Origin of the sequence: Rhodopseudomonas sp. (assembly GCF_036404135.1) — a bacterium.
GTDB lineage: Bacteria > Pseudomonadota > Alphaproteobacteria > Rhizobiales > Xanthobacteraceae > Rhodopseudomonas_A.
Window position 1 is genome coordinate 1 of record NZ_DASWPE010000034.1, and the last position, 16,490, is coordinate 16,490.

Annotated in this window: 13 protein-coding genes; 9 read left to right on the forward strand and 4 right to left on the reverse strand. The window is 66.3% G+C overall.

The window, feature by feature from the left end:
* Positions 1 to 188 precede the first annotated feature (188 nt).
* A complete protein-coding gene (locus VGC77_RS03925) occupies positions 189 to 1,748 on the reverse strand; it encodes a glycosyltransferase family 39 protein (protein ID WP_331170263.1) in 1,560 nt (519 codons plus the stop codon).
* 139 nt (positions 1,749 to 1,887) lie between these two features.
* Here VGC77_RS03925 and lepA point away from each other — a divergent pair, with 139 nt between their 5' ends.
* The 3 genes from lepA (at position 1,888) to VGC77_RS03940 (ending at position 4,537) form a co-directional block, all read left to right on the forward strand.
* The gene (lepA, locus tag VGC77_RS03930) at positions 1,888 to 3,693 is read left to right on the forward strand and encodes a translation elongation factor 4 (protein WP_331170264.1); all 1,806 of its coding nucleotides are present in this window, start codon (positions 1,888 to 1,890) and stop codon (positions 3,691 to 3,693) included.
* Between the two features lie 281 nt (positions 3,694 to 3,974).
* A complete protein-coding gene (locus VGC77_RS03935; RefSeq protein ID WP_331170265.1) occupies positions 3,975 to 4,211 on the forward strand; it encodes an antitoxin MazE family protein in 237 nt (78 codons plus the stop codon).
* A gap of 11 nt (positions 4,212 to 4,222) precedes the next feature.
* On the forward strand, positions 4,223 to 4,537 hold the full coding sequence (locus tag VGC77_RS03940) for a type II toxin-antitoxin system PemK/MazF family toxin (RefSeq protein ID WP_331170266.1): 315 nt from the start codon (positions 4,223 to 4,225) through the stop codon (positions 4,535 to 4,537).
* Positions 4,538 to 4,566: 29 nt separating this feature from the next.
* Here the strand turns inward: VGC77_RS03940 and VGC77_RS03945 are convergent, their stop codons facing one another.
* Positions 4,567 to 6,798 carry a sensor domain-containing protein gene (locus VGC77_RS03945; protein ID WP_331170267.1) on the reverse strand — a complete coding sequence of 744 codons (2,232 nt, stop codon included), beginning with the start codon at positions 6,796 to 6,798 and terminating at the stop codon, positions 4,567 to 4,569.
* Positions 6,799 to 7,126: 328 nt separating this feature from the next.
* Between VGC77_RS03945 and mepA the strand changes: the two genes are divergently transcribed.
* Both mepA and VGC77_RS03955 read left to right on the forward strand, forming a co-directional pair.
* A complete protein-coding gene (gene mepA, locus VGC77_RS03950; protein WP_331170268.1) occupies positions 7,127 to 8,065 on the forward strand; it encodes a penicillin-insensitive murein endopeptidase in 939 nt (312 codons plus the stop codon).
* A gap of 308 nt (positions 8,066 to 8,373) precedes the next feature.
* Positions 8,374 to 8,886 carry a hypothetical protein gene (locus tag VGC77_RS03955; RefSeq protein ID WP_414709606.1) on the forward strand — a complete coding sequence of 171 codons (513 nt, stop codon included), beginning with the start codon at positions 8,374 to 8,376 and terminating at the stop codon, positions 8,884 to 8,886.
* Positions 8,887 to 9,076: 190 nt separating this feature from the next.
* On the opposite strand, the gene VGC77_RS03960 is transcribed toward VGC77_RS03955, so the two are convergent.
* A complete protein-coding gene (locus VGC77_RS03960; RefSeq protein ID WP_331170269.1) occupies positions 9,077 to 10,873 on the reverse strand; it encodes a potassium/proton antiporter in 1,797 nt (598 codons plus the stop codon).
* A 229-nt stretch (positions 10,874 to 11,102) separates the two neighbouring features.
* Between VGC77_RS03960 and VGC77_RS03965 the strand changes: the two genes are divergently transcribed.
* Positions 11,103 to 12,419 carry a mechanosensitive ion channel family protein gene (locus tag VGC77_RS03965; RefSeq protein WP_331170275.1) on the forward strand — a complete coding sequence of 439 codons (1,317 nt, stop codon included), beginning with the start codon at positions 11,103 to 11,105 and terminating at the stop codon, positions 12,417 to 12,419.
* 113 nt (positions 12,420 to 12,532) lie between these two features.
* Entirely contained in the window at positions 12,533 to 13,354 is an 822-nt protein-coding gene (gene map / locus VGC77_RS03970; protein ID WP_331170270.1) for a type I methionyl aminopeptidase, read from the forward strand.
* Positions 13,355 to 13,567: 213 nt separating this feature from the next.
* Here map and VGC77_RS03975 read toward each other — a convergent pair whose 3' ends face one another.
* Positions 13,568 to 14,572, reverse strand: coding sequence for a Ku protein (locus VGC77_RS03975; RefSeq protein WP_331170271.1), 1,005 nt, complete (start codon positions 14,570 to 14,572; stop codon positions 13,568 to 13,570).
* 141 nt (positions 14,573 to 14,713) lie between these two features.
* Between VGC77_RS03975 and VGC77_RS03980 the strand changes: the two genes are divergently transcribed.
* Positions 14,714 to 14,944 (forward strand): hypothetical protein, encoded by a 231-nt coding sequence (locus VGC77_RS03980; protein ID WP_331170272.1) that lies wholly within the window; start codon positions 14,714 to 14,716, stop codon positions 14,942 to 14,944.
* A gap of 247 nt (positions 14,945 to 15,191) precedes the next feature.
* Positions 15,192 to 15,911 carry a RadC family protein gene (radC, locus tag VGC77_RS03985; protein WP_331170273.1) on the forward strand — a complete coding sequence of 240 codons (720 nt, stop codon included), beginning with the start codon at positions 15,192 to 15,194 and terminating at the stop codon, positions 15,909 to 15,911.
* Positions 15,912 to 16,490 lie beyond the last annotated feature (579 nt).

Consider the following 16,490-nt stretch of genomic DNA (forward strand, 5'->3'; position numbering starts at 1 on the left):
TTCGGGTTCGATGGAACGACGGACGAAGGCCCAAGCTGAGGTTCGGGCTTCAAAGCCCTCGGATGACCCGGTCTCTCGTCCGCCACCGCGCGAGACAGCCTACCGCCTCGCCCAGCAGAATTTAAGTTACAAGGATGACGCCGGCAGGTGGGGCTTCAGGTGACGTCGCGGAACTGACGAGACCCGATTCACTTCTCTCCGACCGGCAGCGGCGGCGGCTCCGCCGGCGGCCACACCATCATGAACACGTCGCGCACGCTGCCGCCGGCAAAGCCGAACAGCGGCCGCGACAGCCGCACCTCGGAGCGCGAAATCTCGCTCTGTCCCGCGACGATCTGCTCGGCGATCGAAAGACACGCCGCATCGTCGGCCGGGCACACCAGCACCGCGCCGTGGGCCTGCGCGGCCGCCTTCAGCGTGGCGACGTCGTCGTGCTCGAACGACCGGGCGCGCGTATGCAGATAGTAGGCGGTGTTGACCGGCAGCACCGTGGTGCCCGCGACCAGCGGGATCGGCAGCGCGGTGTGCTGCCGCCATTGCTGCGCGATCTTCTCGGCCAGCAAGGAGGCGTATTCGTAGGAGCCGGGCGGACTGTTGAGATGGATCGCCAGCGCCACCGCCGGCGCCAGCGCCAACAGCGCCAGCATCAGCACCACGACGCCGGCGACCAGCCGCTCCAGCGCCAGCCGGCCGACCGCGACCAACGGCGAGCCCAGCACCACGATCGGCAGCAGCGTCCAGGCCGGCATGGTCCATAGCGGCACGATGCGCAGCCCCATCGCCAGCGCAAACGGCGCCGGCAGCACGATCAGCAGAAGCTGGATCACCAGGATCAGCCGGCGGCTGGGATCCTTCGGCGCCACGACATCCCACAACGCCTCCGGCGACGGACGCAGCAGCAGGATCGCCGCGATCAGCGGCACCGCGACATAGCCGACGCAGCCGGCGAGATAGCCCGTGGTCGCCACCAGATTGTCGGAAAAGCTCGGCGCGCTATGCGCCGCCGCGTAGGCGAACGTCGGGAAGTGATGCTGCAGCAGCCAGGCGAGATGCGGCGCCAGCACCAGAAGCCCGACCCCGGCCATGATCCACGGCGCCCTGGAGCGGAAGAACGACACCCTGCGGGGATCGATCAGCGCCGCCACGCCGAGGCCGGCGATCAGCATGACCGACCAGTATTTGCCGAGCATCGCCGCCCCCGCGGCAAGCCCGGCCAGTGCCGCCCACAGCGCGTTGCGTCGCTCATAGGCGCGCAGGAAGCAATGGATGGTCGCAGCCCACAGCGGCAGCAGCACGGCGTTGGCATTGTATTTCAGCGCGATGAAGTTGAAGAACGGGATCAGCATCAACAGCGCCAGCCCGAACACGGTCTTTTCCGGCGGCAGATAGCGCCGCATGGTGCGGAACGCGATGTACAGCGTCAGAGCGATATTGACCGTCGCCAGCGCATGGAAACTGAGGTCGGTGGCCGGAAACAGCGACAGCCACGCCTTGGTCACCGCGGCGCTGAACGGCGGGTGCTTGTCATAGCCGAACGCCAGATCGCCCGCCCAGCCGTACAATTCGGTGACGTCGGCGTGCAGGTCGCGCGGCATCGTCGCCAGCACCCGGTAGCCGGTCCACAGCGCCGCATAGGCGACGAGGGTCCAGATCACGGCGCGGTTTTGCCGGCGCGAATCAAGCAGCGCGTCGATCCAGCGCGTCAACGGCGCCACCAGGAAGTGGGAGAATATCGGGCTTATCGTCATACTGAACTTTCGGCGGGGGAGCAGGCGCAGATGATATCGTTGGACTTCGGCCGTCAAGCGCCGCCGCCCGGCGGCTTCCCCGGCCGCCGCGCCGCCGATTGTCTTGCCGCTTCAGGGCCCGAATGCTATCCCGCGCCCCATGACAACTGTCCCGATTTCGAACATCCGCAACTTCTCCATCGTCGCCCATATCGACCATGGCAAGTCGACGCTGGCCGACCGGCTGATCCAGACCACCGGCGGGCTGCAGGCGCGCGAGATGAAGGAGCAGGTGCTCGATTCAATGGATATCGAGCGCGAGCGCGGCATCACCATCAAGGCGCAGACCGTCCGGCTGAACTATCACGCTAAGGACGGCCGCGATTACATCTTCAACCTGATGGACACCCCCGGCCACGTCGACTTCGCCTATGAAGTGTCGCGCTCGCTGGCGGCCTGCGAGGGCTCGCTCTTGGTGGTCGACGCCAGCCAGGGCGTCGAGGCGCAGACGCTTGCTAACGTCTATCACGCGCTCGACGCCGGCCACGAGATCGTCCCGGTGCTGAACAAGGTCGACCTGCCGGCCGCGGAACCCGAACAGGTGCGCCAGCAGATCGAGGACGTGATCGGCATCGACGCCTCCGACGCGGTGATGATTTCCGCAAAAACCGGGCTCGGCATCGATCTGGTGCTCGAAGCCATCGTCACCCGGCTGCCGCCGCCGAACGGCGACCGCGAGGCGCCGCTGAAGGCGCTGTTGGTCGATTCCTGGTACGACGTCTATCTCGGCGTGGTGGTGCTGGTCCGCGTCGTCGACGGCGTGATGAAGAAGGGCCAGCGGATCCGGATGATGGGCACCAACGCCGCCTATGATCTGGAGCGGGTCGGCTTCTTCACCCCGAAGATGACGCAAGTCGACGAACTGGGCCCCGGCGAGATCGGCTTCATCACCGCCGGCATCAAGGAGGTCGCCGACACTCGGGTCGGCGACACCATCACCGACGACAAGCGGCCGGTGACGCAGATGCTGCCGGGCTTCAAGCCGGCGGTGCCGGTGGTGTTCTGCGGCCTGTTCCCGGTCGACGCCGACGATTTCGAAACCCTGCGCGCGGCGATGGGCAAGCTCAGGCTGAACGACGCCAGCTTCTCCTTCGAGATGGAAACCTCCGCCGCGCTCGGCTTCGGCTTCCGCTGCGGCTTCTTAGGCTTGCTGCATCTGGAGATCATCCAGGAGCGGCTGTCGCGCGAATTCGACCTCAACCTGATCGCGACCGCGCCCTCCGTGATCTACAAGATGCATCTCACCGACGGCAGCGAGCTCGAGATCCACAACCCGATCGACATGCCGGACGTGGTGAAGATCGCCGAGATCGAGGAGCCGTGGATCGAAGCGACGATCCTGACGCCCGACGAATATCTCGGCAGCGTGCTGAAGCTGTGCCAGGACCGCCGCGGCAACCAGAAGGAACTCACTTACGTCGGCTCCCGCGCCATGGTGAAGTACGACCTGCCGCTCAACGAAGTGGTGTTCGATTTCTACGACCGGCTGAAGAGCGTGTCGAAGGGCTACGCCTCGTTCGACTATCACCTCACCGACTACAAGGCCGCCGATCTCGTCAAGATGCAGATCCTGGTCAATGCCGAGCCGGTCGACGCACTGTCGATGCTGGTGCACAGGACGCGCGCCGAAGGCCGCGGCCGCGCCATGGTGGAGAAGATGAAAGAACTGATCCCGCCGCACATGTTCGTGATTCCGATCCAGGCGGCGATCGGCGGCAAGATCATCGCCCGCGAAACCGTCCGCGCCTTGCGCAAGGACGTCACCGCCAAATGCTACGGCGGCGATATCACGAGAAAGCGCAAACTTCTGGAGAAGCAGAAGGAAGGCAAGAAGAAGATGCGGCAGTTCGGCAAGGTCGACATCCCGCAGGAGGCGTTTATCGCCGCGCTGAAGGTGGATAGCTAAGTCGCCGACTCCTGCATCGCCGCCCAGGCGTCTCCGTCATCCTGAGGAACCGCGCGCCTTTGCGCGGTGTCTCGCCGGTCGAACCGTAGGCTTATAGCCAGAAAGCGCACGGCTCTCGATAAGAGTCGCTCCGAACCGCAACAGCTGAAACGTCATGCTGAGCGCGCCCAAACGGCGCGCGTCTCGAAGGATGGGCCGCAGGGTTTGTTGCCGCCATCCTTCACGCCGAACCGGCACTGCCGGCCGTTGATCGCAGCGTCGTAACATGTTACGTTCTGTCGATGCCCACGACCCCGAACAAGCCGCCTGCAAAGACCCCGCGCGAGCGCATGGCGACGCGGCGGCAGCGGCTGCGCGCGCAGGGCCTGCGCCCGGTGCAGCATTGGGTGCCGGATCTGCGCGATCCCAAGGTGTTGGCGGATCTACGCCGGCAGGCCAAGCTGATGGCGCAGCACCCCGAGAACGACGCGATCGATGACTGGATCGAGCAGGTCTATGATTGGGACGCCTGGAAGTGAGACGCGGCGACGTGGTGCTGATGGTCGGGCCCAGCGACCTCGGTCGGCCGCGGCCGGGAGTCATCGTTCAGGCCGACGCGTTCAACGACGAGCTGTCGACGATCTTTGTTTGCCCGATAACGTCGGATCTTCAAGACAACCTGCCGCTCCGACCGATTATTGAAGTGACGCCCGACAACGGCCTGCGCGTCCGCTCGCAGATCATGACCGACAAGATGGTCGCGTTACGTCGCGACCGGATTCGCGGCGTCATCGGCCATGTCGACGCGGACGCCGCCGAGCAGCTCGACCGCGCGCTTCTCGTCGTGCTCGGCCTGGCGCGCTGAGCGTCACCCGGCCTGAAGCACGCCCGCCTTCACGCCACCTGAACCGCGGCTGCGCCGCCCTTGGCGAGATCGGCGCCGCTCTGCACGCTGAGCAGGTCGACGATTTCCGGGTTCGGCCGCGCCGCGCTGAACAGGAAGCCCTGCGCCTCGTGGCAGCCTTCGGCGCGCAGCCAGCTCAGTTCGGCCTCGGTCTCGACACCCTCCGCGGTGATGGTGACGCCGAGCCCCATGCCGAGGCTGATGATCGAGCGCACGATCGCCTGCAATTCGCGGTTCGAGCACAGCCCGCGGACAAAGGATTGGTCGATCTTGATCTTGTCGAACGGAAAGCTGCGCAGATAGCTCAACGACGAATAGCCGGTGCCGAAATCGTCCATCGAGATCCGCACCCCTAGCGCGCGCAGCGCGTGCAGCGTGGCGATTACCTGGCTACTCTTTTCCAAGAGCAGCGTCTCGGTGATCTCCAGTTCGAGCCGCTTCGGCGGCAGCCCGCTCTGTTTCAACACGTCCATCACCAGTGACAACAGATTGCCGTGGCGGAATTGCAGCGGCGACAGGTTGACCGCGACGCGGACATCGTCGGGCCAGTTCGCGGCGTCGAGGCAGGCGCGTTTCAGCACCTGGGCGCCGAGCGCGTTGATCAGCCCGGTGTCTTCCGCCACCGGAATGAAATCCGCCGGAGACACCATGCCGCGGTCCGGATGCGGCCAGCGCACCAGCGCCTCGCAGCCGGTGATGCGCCCGTTGGAGAGCCCGATCAGCGGCTGGTAGTGCGGCCGCAGCACGTCGTTCTGGATCGCGCCGCGCAGTTCGATCTCGATCTTGCGGCGGGTCTGGGCGCGGGCGTCCATTCCGGGCTCGAAGAAGCTGAAGGTGCCGCGGGTCTCGGTCTTGGCGCGCGCCAGCGCCATGTCGGCGCTCATCAACAGCTTTTCCGAATCGTCGCCGTCGCCGGGCGCCATCGCGATGCCGACGCTGGCGCCGATCACCACCGAATTGCCGTCGAGCAGGAAAGGCTCGCCGATCGCATGCAGCAGCCGCTTGGCCAGCAACACCACGTCCTCGGGCCGGGTGACGCCGCTTTGCAGGATGGCGAATTCGTCGGAATTCAGCCGGCCGATCACGTCCTCCTCGCGCAGCGTCGAGCGCAGCCGCCGCGCGATGCCGCGCAACAGCTTGTCGCCGACGGCATGGCCGAGGCTGTCATTGACGCTCTTGAAATTGTCGATGCCGAGGAAATGCACCGCGACCTTTTCGGTGCCGCGCCTGGTGTGGCCCAGCATCTCGTCGAGCCGCTTGCGCAGCGAATTGCGGTTCGGCAGCCCGGTCAGGCCGTCGTGCTGCGCCATGAAGGCGAGCCGCATCTCGGCGCGCTTGCGCTCGGTGATGTCCATCAGCGCCAGCAGCACCGCCGGCTCGCCGCCATAGACCAGCTGCCGGGAATACACCGCCAGATCAATCAGCGAGCCGTCGGCCTTGACGTGTTTCCAGGTCCGCGCCGCGCGCTCGTCGGTGCTCTGGTCGCCGGCCCACGGCCGTTCGGCCTCGAACGCCTGCAGATTGCGGATCGTCAACGCGCTGAATTCGGCGGCGGAATAGCCGTAATGTTCGACCGCGGCGTCGTTGACGCCGAGGATGCGCTCGTCGTCGAGCGCGCAGACGATCATCGGCACCGGATTGCTGTCGAACAACAGCCGGAACGAGGCCTCGCGCTGCTTCAGCTCGGTGATGTCGATGCGCAAGCCGATGATGCCGCCGTCGGCGGTCATCCGCTCCTCGATCTGGATGCAGCGGCCGTCGGAAATCAGTTGCTCGTGGCGCTCGCCGGGCTGGAACAGCTTGGCCATGCGTTCGGCCATCCACTGCTCTTCCTGGCCAAGCGCTTCGGGATAATCGCCGCGCGCCACGCCGACGCGCAGCGTGTCGGCCATCTTGACGCCGGGCTGGAACAGGTCGGCGGTGCGGCTGTAGATTTCGGCGTATTTCTTGTTCCAGAGAATGTAGCGGCCTTCGGCGTCGAGGAACACGATGCCTTGCGGCAGGATGTCGATCGCCTCGCGCAACCGTTCGTGGGATTTGCGGGCTTCGGCGATCGCAGCGGCGGCGGCGGCGCGCTTGCGCACCACTTCGCCGATCTCGGCGGCGATCCGCCGGTCCTTGGCCAGCGGTCTGACCCCTGGCTTGAGCGCGCCGCGCGGCAGCGCGGTGCGACCGCGCGCGGGTTGCCGCAGCTGTTTTTTCTTGGGCCGAATTGTCGGCATCGTTGCCCCACTCGTATGCTAACGAGGTGTTGTCGCCTAAGTGTCTGAAAAAACTGTATCACTGGCAACTTGCCCGGAGCTGCCGGAAGGACCGCAAGGCGAACGCGCCGCGCCTTTGCCTGTTTCCGTGGCGACCGCACTGCAACCAAGAAGGGTCCGGCCACGCCGACCTTGGCCAAAAAGACAATTTTTGGTTGAGTTTGGTCGACTATCCGACACTCATTGGATGCTCTGACAATGAGCGCATCAATTTGCGGCAATCGGGGCCAAGGTTGCTGCCGGGTTAATGGCGCGCCGATTCCGCGCGACTTGCGCTATAGTCCGGGCGATGACCGTCCGGCTGATTCCCCTGCTGCTGACGCTGCCGTTCGCTGCCCTGATCGGGGCTGGCGCGCTGGCGCAGGACAAGGGCAGCGTCGATCCGAAGCCGCTGCCGCCGCTCAGCAATCCCGCCGATCCCACGCTCGCCGCCCGCGAATTGTTCGGCCGCAAGACCACGCCGGTCGCGGCGCGGCCGGCGCAGACCATCGGCTTCTACGCCAAGGGTTGCCTCGCCGGCGGCGAGGCGCTGCCGATCAATGGCGAGGCCTGGCAGGTGATGCGGCTGTCGCGCAACCGCAACTACGCGCATCCCGCGATGGTGGCGCTGTTGAAGCGGCTGGCGCAGGACGCGCAGCAGGCCGCGGGCTGGCCCGGGCTGTTGATCGGCGACATGTCGCAGCCGCGCGGCGGGCCGATGATCACCGGCCATGCCAGCCATCAAATCGGGCTCGACGCCGACATCTGGTTAACACCGATGCCGAATCGCATGCTGTCGCGCAACGAGCGCGAGGAGATGTCGGCGGTGATGATGGTGCGGCCGGACCGGCTCGACATCGATCCGCGGGTGTGGACGCCGAGCCACCTGGCGGTGATCCGCGCCGCCGCGCAGCAGCCGCAGGTCGAGCGGATCTTCGTCAACGCCGCGATCAAGAAGGCGCTGTGCCGCGAGGCCAAGGGCGACCGCTCCTGGCTTTCCAAGGTGCGGCCGATGTACGGCCACGACTATCACTTCCACGTCCGCATCAAATGCCCGCCCGGCAGCACCGAATGCGAGGCGCAGCCGCCACCTACCGAGGGTGAGGCCTGCGCCGCCGCCGATCTGGCCTATTGGTTCAGCGACGCGGTGTTGCATCCGAAGCCGCCCGTGACGCCGCCGAAACCGAAGCCGCCGCTGACGCTCGCCGACCTACCGCCGGCCTGCCGCGACGTGCTGGCGGCGCCGTAACCAGGCCGCACCGTCGCGCGTCTCGCCGCACGCCAGGACTCGCCGCGGCGATTGCAGCAGCCGTCATCCTGAGGGGCTCGGTTGAGCCCGCAGGCGAAACCGGGCGCCTCGAAGGATGACGGCGGGAGTTCGTGCGGCCCATCCTTCGAGGCCCTCGAGTTGCTCGGGCGCCTCAGGATGACGGCGGGCCCGCGGCGCGCTACGATGCGGAGCGCGGCGCCGTCAGCGCCGCGCCTTGCGCGGGACGATGGTTCCAGATGTTGCGATCAGTCGGCGGGCGCTGCGGCGCGCCGCCCCGGGGAGCTTTGATGCCGATGACCCGACCTGGCCTCGCCGCCATGCTGTTGCTACTTGCCGCCGCGCCGGCGTTTGCCGCCGAGCCCAGCGGCTGCGACAATTTTAAATGGCCGATCGCGCGCGAACGCGCCGCGTTGACCGCCGCCGACCGGCAAAATGCGCCGTCCGGCGCCGAACTGCCGGCGCCGCCGGCCAGCGCGGTGCTGCTCGCCTTGCGCGACCCCGCCGAGGCGGCACTGCCGTCGCCGCCGGAACGCGCGCCGAAGCCCGGCAGCTTCGCCGGCTTCCTGCGCATCCGAGAGATCGCCAAAGCCGGCAGCTACACCGTCAGCCTGTCGCAACCCGGCTGGATCGACGCGGTGCAGAACGGCGCGGTGCTGAAGCCCGCCGATTTCAGCGGCGCCGGCGATTGCGACGGCATCCGCAAATCGGTGAAATACCAGTTCGCCGCGGGACCCTTGCTGCTGCAAATCAGCGGCAGCCCCACCGCCAGCATCGCGGTGGCGCTATTGCCGGCGCAGTAGCGTCTGATCGATACGCGCCCGCATCCTGAGGCGCGCCCGACAGCGCTGTTGCGCGGCGGGCAGCCTCGAAGGATGACCGATATGAACGCAAGCGGCCCATCCTTCGAGACGCCGCGCGAACGCGCGCGGCTGCCTCAGGATGACGCCCTGCTTGCGGCGCGGCGTGTGGTTGTCGTCGTTCTCGGCCTTCTCAAATCCCGGCGAGCGAGGCCCAGATCGCCGCGAGCTTGCGCTTCAGCGCCTGCGTCCGGGTCGGCGGCGGCCGCGGCGCCTCGTCGTCTTCCGGCAGCCTGAGCCCGATCACATTGACCCGGCCGCCGCCGAGGCTGCGCGCCACCAGCACGATGGAATCCAACGGCAGCGTGGCGCCGAGCTTCGGGGCGTGGTCGAGATGCACGTCGAAATAATCCGCCAGCGTCAGCGCCGCCTCGTCGGGCGCGACGTTGACGCCGTAGATCCCGGCGAGGTCGCCCAGCGTCACCTCGCCGACCACCATGAAATCGCCGAGCAGATGCGGGTCCGGCGCCGCCGAGGGCGGCATGTCGACGAAAAACCGATCCAGCGACTCGGCCTTTTCCGGCGGCGCTAGCAGATAGAGGTAGTCGCCGGCGGCGACCGGCTCGGCCTCGGCCGGCGACAGGATGCGCTGATCGCGGATCACCAGCGTCGGCTTCGACCAGGACGGGATCAGCCCGCGCTTCAGATACAGGCTCTTCGGCCTCACCGCGTAGCCGACCAGCTGCTGCTCGAGCTGGCCCGGCAGATCGAGCTCGACCCGGCGCGGCCCGCGGTCAGCGCGTGGCAACGCAACGTGAAGTTTGCGCGCCGCAAAACCCAGCGTCCAGCCTTGCAGCAGCAGCGAAATCAGCACCACCACGAAGGCGATGTCGAAATACAAATAGGCCTTGGACAGCCCGACCAGCATCGGAATCGAGGCCAGGAAGATCGCCACCGCGCCGCGCAGCCCAACCCACGCCACGAATAGCTTCTCCCGCCAGTTGAAGCGGAACGGCGCCAGGCACAGGAACACCGCGACCGGCCGCGCCACCAGCATCAGCGCCAGCGCGATCGCCACCGCCGGCCCGATGCTGCCGAGCAATCGCTGCGGCGACACCAACAGCCCGAGCAGCACGAACATCACGATCTGCGCCAGCCAGGTCGCGGCGTCGAGAAACGTCACCACCGAATTATGCGCCCTGGTCGGCCGGTTGCCGATGATAATGCCGGCAAGATAGACCGCGAGAAAGCCCGAGGCGTGCGAACTCTGCGCCGCGCCGAAGATCACGAGCGCCGCGGTGGCGACGAACGGCGCGTGCAGCCCCTGCGGCAAGGCGACGCGGTTCAGCGCCAGCACCACCAGCCTGCCGCCGACAAAGCCGACCACCGCGCCAAGCAGCGCGTCGCGGATAAACAGCGCGATGACATGCCAGGCCGAGCTGTCGCCGACCGTGATCAGCTCCACCAGCATCAAGGTGAGGAACACGGCGAACGGATCGTTGGTGCCGGATTCCACCTCCAGCGTGGCGCCGACCCGCGGCCGCAGCCGCAGCCCCTGGGCGTGCACCAGCAGGAATACCGCTGCGGCGTCGGTGGAGGCCACCACCGCGCCGATCAGCAGCGCTTCGGTCCAGTTCATCTCCAGCACGTAATGCGCCACCGGCGCGGTGATCAGCGCGGTCAAGAGTACGCCGACAGTGGCCAGCACCACCGACGGCGCCAGCACGGTCTGGATGCTCTGCAGCCGGGTCTTCAGGCCGCCGTCGAACAGGATCAGCGCCAGCGCCACCGAGCCCACCAGATAGGTGGTCTGCAGATCGTCGAAACGCAGCCCGCCGGGGCCGGATTCGCCGGCCGCCATGCCGATGAACAGAAAGACCAGCAGCAGCGGCGCGCCGAACCGCAGCGCCAGCAGGCTGGACAGGATCCCCACCATCACCAGAAAGGCGCCGAGCAGAATGGCTATGCTGACTGCATCAAGTGACGCCATGGTCCTCCCAAGCCGGCGCGCCGGCGCCGCTGATCCTTATCGTCGCCATCATTCGCCGCCAACCCGCTGCGACGGCCCGCGACCGGCGGTCTGCAGCCGAGCTCGGCATCTGGCCGGGCCGCGGTGTCGGATCGATGGCGACGCGGCGCTGGCAATCTGGCCTAAGTTGCCGTCATTGGATAGGACACGCTGGCAATCCGCATTCGATTAGAGATGGGTGATGATGGAATTGGACCTGGACCTCAACGATGTCTACGAGATGCTGCTGTCGGCGACCCGCTCGGTCGGCGCCGAGATTACGTCGCCCTGGTTCTATTTCCAACTCGGCCTGATCCTGGCCGGCGCCGGCATCGCCTTTGCCGTGGGCGCCGCGGTGCGCGCCAGGGTCGATCTGACCACGATCTCAATGGGCTGGCCGGCGCCGCTGCGGCTGCTCGCCCGGGTGATGGTCGGCAGCGCTTCGACCGCGGCGTTCGCCCTGGTGATGATGGCGGCGCGCGGCGGCATGCTGGCCTGGACCTGGCCGAGCCGCAGCTATCTGCTCGCGGTATGCGCCAAGCTGGCGCTGGCCTGGCTGGTGATCCGGCTGGTGACCAGCGTGATCCGCAACGAATTCCTGGTCCGGCTGGTGTCGCTGTCGGCCTGGTGCGTCGCCGCGCTGAGTATCCTCGGCCAGCTCGAACAGGCCATCGAGGCGCTGGATTCGGTGTCGGTGGTGGTCGGCGGGCTGCGGCTGACGCCGCTCTTGCTGATCAAGCTGACGGTGCTGCTGGCGGTGGCGCTGTGGCTGACCAACGTCGCCAGCAAGTTCCTGGAAGGCCGCATCGCGCAGTCGCGCGACCTCACCCCGTCGATCCAGGTGCTCCTGATCAAGCTGGTGCGCGTCGCGCTGATGATCTTCGCGGTCACCGTGGTGATGAGCGCGGTCGGCATCAACCTGTCGGCGCTGGCGATCTTCTCCGGCGCCGCCGGCGTCGGCATCGGCTTCGGCCTGCAGAAGATCGTCGCCAATTTCGTCAGCGGAGTGATCCTTCTGGCCGACAAATCGGTGAAGCCCGGCGACCTCGTCACCATCGGCGACAGCTTCGGCCGGATCAGCGCGATGAACACCCGCTACATCTCGGTGGCGGCCGGCGACGGCCGCGAGTTCCTGATCCCCAACGAGGATCTGGTCACGCAAAAGGTCGTGAACTGGACCTATACCGACAAGAATACCATGGTGAAGGTCAATTTCGGCACCAATTACGACGCCGACCCGCGGCTGGTGTGCAAGCTGGCGGCCGATGTCGCCGCCGCGGTGCCGCGCGCCATCAAGCACAAGACCCCGAGCTGCCTTCTGACCGAATTCACCGAAGCGGGAATGAAATTCTCCCTGACCTTCTGGATCGCCGACCCCGACGGCATGGACCGGGTGCGCAGCGACGTCATGCTGACCTTGTGGGAGTCCTTCAAGCGCGAGGGCATCCGGGTTCCCTACCCGGTGCGGGAAATCCGCATCCGCGGCGGCGCCCTGCCGGTGGAGACCGTGGTCGAAGTCGCGCCATGACCGTTCGGCGCCATCCTGGCATGATCCCAGACCGGGGCGCTTTGGCTTGCGCGATCCGCTGCGATCACTAGATTGGGGCTTCCAATCACTCCTTTTCGAAGCAAGATCGCCCGATGAGCTATGTCGACGCCTCCGAGACCTCCGTGCGCAAGACGGGGCAGATCAAGCTGCACGGCCCGAACGCCTTCGCCGGCATGCGCAAGGCCGGCCAGTTGGTCGCGCGCTGCCTCGACGAACTGGTCGACATCGTCAAGCCCGGGGTGCCGACCTCGAAGATCGACGATTTCGTCCGCGAATTCGCCTTCAGCCACGGCGCCTACCCCGCCACCTTGATGTATCGCGGCTACCGTTTTTCGACCTGCACCTCGATCAATCACGTGGTCTGCCACGGCATGCCCGGCGACCGGCCGCTGAAAGAGGGCGACATCGTCAATATCGACGTCACCTATATCGTCGACGGCTGGTACGGCGATTCCAGCCGGATGTATCCGGTCGGCGCGATTTCGCGCAAGGCCGAGCGGCTGATCGAGGTGACCTACGAATCGCTATTGCGCGGCATCGCCGCGGTGAAGCCCGGCGCCACCACCGGCGACATCGGCCACGCCATCCAGAGCTATGTCGAGCCGGACATGGGCGTGGTGCGGGATTTCTGCGGCCATGGGCTGGGGCGGATGTTTCACGATGAGCCGAACATCATCCACGTCGGCAGCCCCGGCCAGGGCGTGGCGCTGAAGCCCGGGATGTTCTTCACCATCGAGCCGATGATCAACCTCGGCAAACCCTATGTGAAGGTGTTGTCCGACGGCTGGACCGCGGTGACCCGCGACCGCTCGCTGTCGGCGCAGTTCGAGCATTCGGTCGGCGTCACCCCGACCGGGGTGGAGATCTTCACGCTGTCGCCGAACAAGCTCGACAAGCCGCCGGTCCAGGGCTGAGGCAGGCGCACCCCGGCAGGTCACCATGGGCCGATGGTGAAGACGCAGCGTCATTCCGACAAACGCCGTCATTCCGGGGCGAGAGCAGCGAAGCTGCGATCGAACCCGGAATCTCGCAACGCGTAGCGGCGCTCCCTTCGCAGCAGATTCCGGGTTCGCTCGGGCTATCGCCCTCGCGCCCCGGAATGACGGGTTTTCAATTTACACGCCACCTCACCCCGCCTTGCGGGCTTTGCTCACGGGGCGCGGCGGCGGCTTGCCGGCTTCCACCCTGGCCTCCTTGGCGCGGCTGCCGCTGATCGGCAGCAGCATTTCCTTTTGTCCCGCGGCGGCCTTGCGCGGCTTCTTCGCCTTGACCGGCTTGCCGGAGGCCGCCACGGCACCCGACAATTTCGCCACCGACACCGCAGGCGCCTTGGCGTCGGCTAATTTGCCGGCCTTGCCGTCGCCCGCAATACTGCGGCGCAGCGCCTCCATCAGATCGACCACATTGTCGCCCTTCGGCCGCGCCTTGGCGGCGAGCGGGGTGCCGTTGCGCTTCTGGTTGATCAGCTCGGTGAGCGCTGCCTCGTAGTGATCCTCAAAACCCTCGGGCTGAAAATGCCCGGATTTCTGCTCGACGATATGCTTGGCGAGATCCAGCATATCCTTGGTGATCTTGACGTCCTGGATGTCGTCGAAATACTCCGCGGCGTCGCGCACCTCGTAAGGATAGCGCAGCAGCATGCCCAAGAGGCCGTTGTCGCGGGCTTCCAGCGCGATGACGTGCTCGCGGTTGGTCAGCACCACGCGGGCCAGCGCCACCTTGTCGAGCGAGCGGATGGTCTCGCGGATCACCGCATAAGCGTCGTGGCCCACCTTGCCGTCCGGCACGATGAAATACGGCCGCACCAGATACAATTCGTCGATCTCGGATTTCGGCACGAACTGGTCGATATCGATGGTGCGGGTGGATTCCAGCGCGATGGCGTCGAGCTCGTCCTTGGTGACTTCGATGTAGCTGTCGCTATCGACCTTGTAGCCCTTCATGATGTCGTCGGGCGCGACTTCCTCGCCGGTCTCGGCGTCGACCTTGAGGTATTTGATCCTGTTGCCGGTCGAACGATGGATCTGGTTGAAGCTGATTTTTTCGGAATCCGAGGTCGCCGGGTACAGCGCCACCGGACAGGTCACGAGCGAAAGGCGCAAAAAGCCCTTCCAGTTGGCGCGCGGGGGCATGACGCAATACTCCAAAACAACTCGGCTACTCAACAGAGCCGGGATTCAAGTGGATGCCCTCGGATTCGTTCCGCGGCTGCGCTATATTGCGGGCGTGAGCGTTATCCCGAAGGGAATCCGCAAAACTACGGAGTGCTCGAGATGGCCGACCGCCCGCGCGATCTGGCGGACCGCATGGCAAGGCGCCGCGCGCCTACCGACGGCTTCCTGCGCCAGACCCTGACGCTGCCGCGCAATGAGGCCCGCGCGGCGGCCCGGCAGTTTCTCGCGGCGTTTCCCAAGGCGGCCTATATGAGCGGGGTGGAAAGCTGGCGCGAATTGCCCGGCGACCGCATCGAATTCACCCTGAAGCGGCTGCCCAGCGCCGATTGAGCTGATATTTAAGCCGGCATCCCGGGGCGCGAGCAGCGAAGCTGCGAGAGAACCCGGAATCTCGCCATCTGGAGGGACCCTCGCGCCCGCTGCAGATTCCGGGTTCACTCGGGCTATGCCCTCGCGCCCCGGAATGACGGCGTATGGTCGATCGCGCAGCCTTTCCGATCCAACAACACAAATCCCGGTTGCAAAACTCAGCCGGCGCGGCAAGCTTGGGCCATTCAACTTTGCCTGCGTTGCGCCGATGTCCGCCGACCCCGACGATCGCACCGAGCCCGGATTCTTCGCCGAGGCGCCGCATTATCACGGCCATCGCGAGCGGCTGCGCGAGCGCTTCCGCGGCGCCGGCGCCGACGCGCTGTCGGACTACGAGCTCTTGGAGCTGGTGCTGTTTCGCGCGCTGCCGCGCCGCGACGTCAAGCCGCTCGCCAAAGCGCTGATCGGCAAATTCGGCTCGTTCGCCGAAACCGTGCACGCCTCCGAAGCCCGGCTGCGCGAGACCGGCGGGCTCGGCGAGGCGGCGATCACCGAGATCAAGCTGATCGCGGCGGCCGCGAGCCGCGTCGCCAAGGGCCAGCTGAAGCAGCGCGCGGTGCTGTCGTCATGGTCGAGCGTGATCGACTATTGCCGCACCGCGATGGCGTTCGCCGACAAGGAGCAATTCCGCATCCTGTTTCTCGACAAGCGCAATCAACTGATCGCCGACGAATTGCAGCAGGTCGGCACCATCGACCACACCCCGGTCTATCCGCGCGAGATCGTTAAGCGGGCGCTGGAATTATCCGCCACCGCGATCATCATGGTGCACAACCACCCCTCCGGCGATCCGACGCCGTCGCAAGCCGACATCGTGATGACCAAACAGATCATCGACATCGCGAAACCGCTCGGCATTTCGGTGCACGACCACATCATCGTCGGCAAAAACGGCCACGCCAGCCTGAAGGGCATGAAGCTGATTTGAGGGCTGCTGATTTGCGGTTGCTAATCGCGGCCGCGCGACTCGCAGATCTATCAGCGTTTCCGTACCACCGCCGTCATCCTGAGGAGCCCGGTGTAGCTCGAAGAGCGAAGCCGGGCGTCTCGAAGGATGGCCGCGCAGCGAGCGCCCGACCCGCAGCGTCATCCTTCGAGGCCCTCGCGTTGCTCGGGCACCTCAGGATGACGGGACACGGCCCGCCGCGAGCGACACCCGCGTTCGCCGCAAGGGGCCGATCGCGCGCACTACACGCCTACTTACTGCCGCAACAGAATCATCTGATCGCGGCCGCGCGACTCGCAGATCTATCAGCGTTTCCGTACCACCGCCGTCATCCTGAGGAGCCCCGCGTAGCTCGAAGAGCGAAGCCGGGCGTCTCGAAGGATGGGCTCCAAGTGAGATGGACTTCCGCACTCATCGCGTCATCCTTCGAGGCCCTCGCGTTGCTCGGGCGCCTCAGCGACTGTCTTGGTTGTCAAGCGTTTTGCCATGGCTGATTGTCCCGCAGGATTGCGTTGAGGGTGGTGAGGAGCTTTCGGGCGACGGCGATCAGGGCGACCATTT

Excerpts from the sequence above, each read along its gene's own strand:
- VGC77_RS03960 (WP_331170269.1), bottom strand. The coding sequence starts at position 10,873 with ATGGCGTCACTTGATGCAGTCAGCATAGCCATTCTGCTCGGCGCCTTT.
- radC (WP_331170273.1), top strand. The coding sequence starts at position 15,192 with ATGTCCGCCGACCCCGACGATCGCACCGAGCCCGGATTCTTCGCCGAG.
- map (WP_331170270.1), top strand. The coding sequence starts at position 12,533 with ATGAGCTATGTCGACGCCTCCGAGACCTCCGTGCGCAAGACGGGGCAG.
- VGC77_RS03925 (WP_331170263.1), bottom strand. The coding sequence starts at position 1,748 with ATGACGATAAGCCCGATATTCTCCCACTTCCTGGTGGCGCCGTTGACG.
- VGC77_RS03980 (WP_331170272.1), top strand. The coding sequence starts at position 14,714 with ATGGCCGACCGCCCGCGCGATCTGGCGGACCGCATGGCAAGGCGCCGC.
- VGC77_RS03935 (WP_331170265.1), top strand. The coding sequence starts at position 3,975 with ATGCCCACGACCCCGAACAAGCCGCCTGCAAAGACCCCGCGCGAGCGC.
- VGC77_RS03975 (WP_331170271.1), bottom strand. The coding sequence starts at position 14,572 with ATGCCCCCGCGCGCCAACTGGAAGGGCTTTTTGCGCCTTTCGCTCGTG.
- mepA (WP_331170268.1), top strand. The coding sequence starts at position 7,127 with ATGACCGTCCGGCTGATTCCCCTGCTGCTGACGCTGCCGTTCGCTGCC.
- lepA (WP_331170264.1), top strand. The coding sequence starts at position 1,888 with ATGACAACTGTCCCGATTTCGAACATCCGCAACTTCTCCATCGTCGCC.
- VGC77_RS03945 (WP_331170267.1), bottom strand. The coding sequence starts at position 6,798 with ATGCCGACAATTCGGCCCAAGAAAAAACAGCTGCGGCAACCCGCGCGC.
- VGC77_RS03955 (WP_414709606.1), top strand. The coding sequence starts at position 8,374 with ATGCCGATGACCCGACCTGGCCTCGCCGCCATGCTGTTGCTACTTGCC.